This window comes from Pseudomonas sp. 18.1.10 (genome assembly GCF_024655625.1).
In the GTDB taxonomy this organism is placed as follows: domain Bacteria; phylum Pseudomonadota; class Gammaproteobacteria; order Pseudomonadales; family Pseudomonadaceae; genus Aquipseudomonas.
On sequence record NZ_JANLGL010000341.1, the window covers coordinates 1 to 4,124 of the forward strand.

Sequence of the window (4,124 nt, forward strand, 5' to 3'; positions counted from 1 at the left end):
TCTGTTGACTGACACTCCGTCTTCGCGAGCAAGCCCGCTCCCACACAAGCCCGCTTCACATGGATTTTGTGGTGTTAGTTATTGCGCAGCGGGCAACAGGAACCGCGCAATCACCGGCAAATGGTTGGAGATGCGCAACGTATCGTCCTGCCGCACCCTGGTTTCCACCCGTTTGATACGCGGGCTGTAGAACAGGTAGTCCAGCGTGCGATCCGGGCCATCGATGCTCGGATCATTCGGAAAATTCGTCAGCCATTTCTCCCGATCAATGCCGCTGGATTGGCTGTTGCTCGGGATCATCGGGTATTTATCCCACAGCAGATGCAGCTCGCTGTCTGGCGAATACTGCCCGCGTTTAGCCGCGTCCAGGCGTAGGAATTGCCCCAGCGGCAGTAGGTTGAAATCCCCGCCGATCAACCAGGGCGTGCCCCGGCCTTCGAATTTATCCAGCAGCTTGAGCGTGGCTTGCACTTGCGCCTGCACCGCACTGCGCCCAGGTGCGTTGCCGTCCAGGCGGGTGTTGAGCACGGCCAGTTGGCCGCCGTCGCTCAGTGGCAGGTACGTCAGCAACAGGGCCGGCTTGGGTTGGAACTGGCGGCTGAGGATATTGGCCTCGGGCGCAGGCAATTGCAGGCGTTCGGCGTGTTCGATCTGGTAGCGGCTGAGGGTCGCCAGCTTGCGGCCGACGCTGCCGAAGATGTGCCGGTCGGGGACGAAGTCGGCTTTCCAGTCGAAGGCCTGGGCGCTGCACGGGTAGAGATCGACCAGGCGTTCTTGCAACAAGGCAAGCTGGTCCTGATAGTGGGAGGGTTTGGCGTTTTCGTCGAGTTCCTGCAACAGCAGGATGTCGGGTTGTTCGTCGCGGATCACCCGGGCCACTTCGTCGAGGCTGAACGCCATGTCTTCGACGGTGGGACGTTCGTCGGGGCCGCTGCCGTCGGCGGTGTCGTACCAGAAGACGTAGTTCTTGCCGGCCAGGTACTGCACGTTCCAGGTCATCACCTTGAGCGCCTGCCCCGGCAACAGGGTCGGTGCACGCGGTGCGACGCAGCTGACGGGCAGGGTTTCCTTGAGCTCGGGGCGCCAGGTCAGGCTGTAGATCAGGGCAGCGAGCAGGCCTGCGCTGATTAGCAGGCCCAAGAGGGTGATGCGCAATAAACGGGTCATCGGCTCGGCTTATGGCGTTTCAGAGATGGCACGGAGCATATCACCGCGCGTCGGCGTCGCCACCGATCAGCATGAATAAACGGAACAGCACCACGCTGGTAAACAGTTGCAGGAAGCTGTGGGCGCTGTCCATCACCAACCCCAGCAGCGGCGCGGGCGTTGGGTAGGCCGCGACACTGGCGCCCTTGAGCAGCCACAGTGGCGTCATCACGCACAGCAGGCACACGAGGATGCGCCAGAAATGCCCACGGGTCAGGCGCAAGCTTTCCTTCATTGCCTCCAGCGCCGACATGCCGCGCAGCACCAGCAGGTATTCGGCAAACGCCAGCACCACCATCAACCATAGCCCCGGCAGGAAATACAGCGACAGCCCCAGCAGGATCAACAGCGTGCTCATGGCCGTCAGCAGGGCAAAGCGCGGCCACAGGGTCAGAGCCATGGCCCATACATCCTTGGTGCGCGGCGACTCGCCACGGGTGCGGGCGTCGAGAAACAGGATCAGGGCGCCGGTGTACAGCGGGTACACCAGCAACCCCACTACCACGCTGTAGCCAGGGAACGCATCCGCGCCCAGCGTGTGGTCGAGTACCTGTTGCAGCAGGGCTTCGAGGATCACCAACGGCAGGCACAACTGGACGATGGCGCCGAGGTTGCCGAGGGTGAAACGAAAGGAGTCGCGCAGCACGTCTAACGGATTCATCAAGTTCTTCGCAGGCCTGAAAGCAAGGGCAACACTTTAACCGATCGTGAGCTTTGGCACGCAAACGTAAACCTTGCGTAAAGACCATTGAAACAACTGGTAACACCCCCATAACTAGATCGCACTCAGCCTGACGTCAGGCGAGGCCACGATTTTTACCGGCAATCTAACGAGGTCGCCATGAACAGCGAAGAGCAAACCCTGATCGATGGACTGTTTTCACGGCTGCAACAAGCCGAAACGGACTCAGCCCCCCGCGACGCCCTGGCCGAAGCGCGGATCAAGGAGCACATGACGCGCCAACCGGCGGCCGGGTACTACATGACCCAGTCGATCCTGGTGCAGGAACATGCACTCAAGAGCCTCGACGCGCAGAACAAGCAGCAGGCGCAGCAGATCCAGCAGTTGCAGGAAGAGTTACAGCGCGCCAAAGCCCAAGCGGCACCCGCCGCAGCGCCGAGCAGCGGTGGTTTCCTGTCGAGCATTTTTGGCGGCGGCGGTTCCCGTGAACCGCAACCGGCCCAGAGCGCGGCGCCAGCGTCGGGTGGCTGGCGTGAGCCGACGCGGCCGTCATTCAGCCAGCCGCCGGCGCCGCAGCAAAGTTATCAACAGCCTCCGGCCGCCGCGCCGGTGGGCAGCGGCTTCCTCGGCGGCGCGATGAAAACCGCGGCCGGTGTGGCCGGTGGCGTGTTGCTGGCCGAAGGCATCAGCAGCCTGTTCCATCACAACCAGCAGCCGCAGGTGGTGGAAGAAATCATCGAACAACCGGCACCGGCCAGCGATCAAGGCGGCTGGGGCAACGACGACCAGAAGTTTGCCGGCAACGACACCTGGGGCAGCAACAACTCGGACAGCTTCGCTGATAGCGATTATTCCGACGATTCATTCACCGATGGCGACGACGATTCCTTCGTCTGACCCTCCCAAGCCCGGCGCGCTTCGTCGCGTCGGGCTGATTTTTCTCGGAAACGCCCCCATGGCTGGCATACTGGCGCCTTTGCGGGCGTGCGCGCCCGGCATCCAAGTGGCTGTCATGGGGAAGTGCGGTGAAGAAAATTGCAGTGTTCGCCGATGTACAAAACCTCTACTACACCGTGCGCCAAGCGTATGGCTGCCACTTCAACTACGCCGCCCTGTGGGCTGACATCAGCTCGCGCGGGCAGATCGTCGAGGCGTACGCCTATGCCATCGACCGGGGCGACAGCAAGCAGCAGCAATTCCAGCAGATCCTGCGCAACCTGGGCTTCACGGTAAAACTCAAGCCGTACATCCAGCGCAGCGACGGCTCGGCCAAGGGCGACTGGGACGTGGGTATCACCCTCGACATCATGGACGCCGCCGACCACGTCGACGAAATCGTCCTGGCCTCCGGCGACGGTGATTTCGACATGCTGCTCGAACGCATCATCCACAAGCATGGCGTTGAAGCCGTGGCCTACGGCGTACCGGGGCTGACGGCCAATTCGCTGATACGCGCTGCCAGCCGCTACGTGCCGATCGAAGGCGCGTTGCTGCTCAAATAAATGCTTAGACGGAGTTGGAACAGGTTTGGAACGTATAGCGGTCATCGACTTTGAAACCACCGGCATCAGCCCCAGCAGCCAGTGCCGCGCCACGGAAATCGCCGTGGTCATCCTCGAGCGTGGCCAGATCGTGGACCGCTACCAGAGCCTGATGAAAACCGGCGTGCACGTGCCCGCGTTCATCGAACAACTCACCGGCATCAGCAACGCCATGCTGCGCAGCGCACCGCCGGCGGAGCGGGTGATGAACGAGGTCAACGAGTTTGTCGGGACTACGCCGTTGCTGGCGCACAATGCCGCGTTTGACCAGAAGTTCTGGGATTTCGAGCTGGGCCTGATCCGCCGCACGCGCTTGCAAAAGTTTGCCTGTTCGCTGCTGTTGGCGCGGCGGTTGATGCCTGCGGCGCCGAATCACAAACTCGGCACGTTGAATACATTTGCCCAATTGCCCCACACCGGCAAGGCTCACCGGGCGATGGCGGATGCGGAGATGGCGGCGAACCTGACGGCGCATTTGGCTCAGGAATTGCGCGGTACGTATGGTTTGCGCGAACTGTCCCATGACTTGCTGTGTAGCTTGCAGAAAGTCCCTGCGGCAAAAATCACCGAACACCTGAAGAAACATCGCGGGTTTTAACCCCACCACATTCCCCTGTGGGAGCGGGCTTGTGTGGGAGCGGGCTTGCTCGCGAAAGCGGTGTACCAGTCGCCAGATGTATTGGCTGACACACCGC

General features: G+C 61.7%; 5 protein-coding genes. 3 read left to right on the forward strand and 2 right to left on the reverse strand.

The features are described 5' to 3' along the window. Positions 1-78 precede the first annotated feature (78 nt). Complete coding sequence (locus tag NUV89_RS28195; protein ID WP_257783896.1) at positions 79-1,167, reverse strand: endonuclease/exonuclease/phosphatase family protein; 1,089 nt, start codon at positions 1,165-1,167, stop codon at positions 79-81. A gap of 40 nt (positions 1,168-1,207) precedes the next feature. Next, complete coding sequence (locus tag NUV89_RS28200; protein WP_207043203.1) at positions 1,208-1,867, reverse strand: YciC family protein; 660 nt, start codon at positions 1,865-1,867, stop codon at positions 1,208-1,210. A gap of 180 nt (positions 1,868-2,047) precedes the next feature. Here NUV89_RS28200 and NUV89_RS28205 point away from each other — a divergent pair, with 180 nt between their 5' ends. The 3 genes from NUV89_RS28205 (at position 2,048) to NUV89_RS28215 (ending at position 4,027) form a co-directional block, all read left to right on the forward strand. Then, positions 2,048-2,785: a DUF2076 domain-containing protein gene (locus NUV89_RS28205; RefSeq protein ID WP_257783897.1), complete on the forward strand. Its 738-nt coding sequence runs from the start codon at positions 2,048-2,050 to the stop codon at positions 2,783-2,785. Positions 2,786-2,913: 128 nt separating this feature from the next. Further along, the gene (locus NUV89_RS28210; protein ID WP_026136858.1) at positions 2,914-3,390 is read left to right on the forward strand and encodes an NYN domain-containing protein; all 477 of its coding nucleotides are present in this window, start codon (positions 2,914-2,916) and stop codon (positions 3,388-3,390) included. A 25-nt stretch (positions 3,391-3,415) separates the two neighbouring features. Then, complete coding sequence (locus tag NUV89_RS28215) at positions 3,416-4,027, forward strand: PolC-type DNA polymerase III (RefSeq protein WP_257783898.1); 612 nt, start codon at positions 3,416-3,418, stop codon at positions 4,025-4,027. Positions 4,028-4,124: the final 97 nt, after the last annotated feature.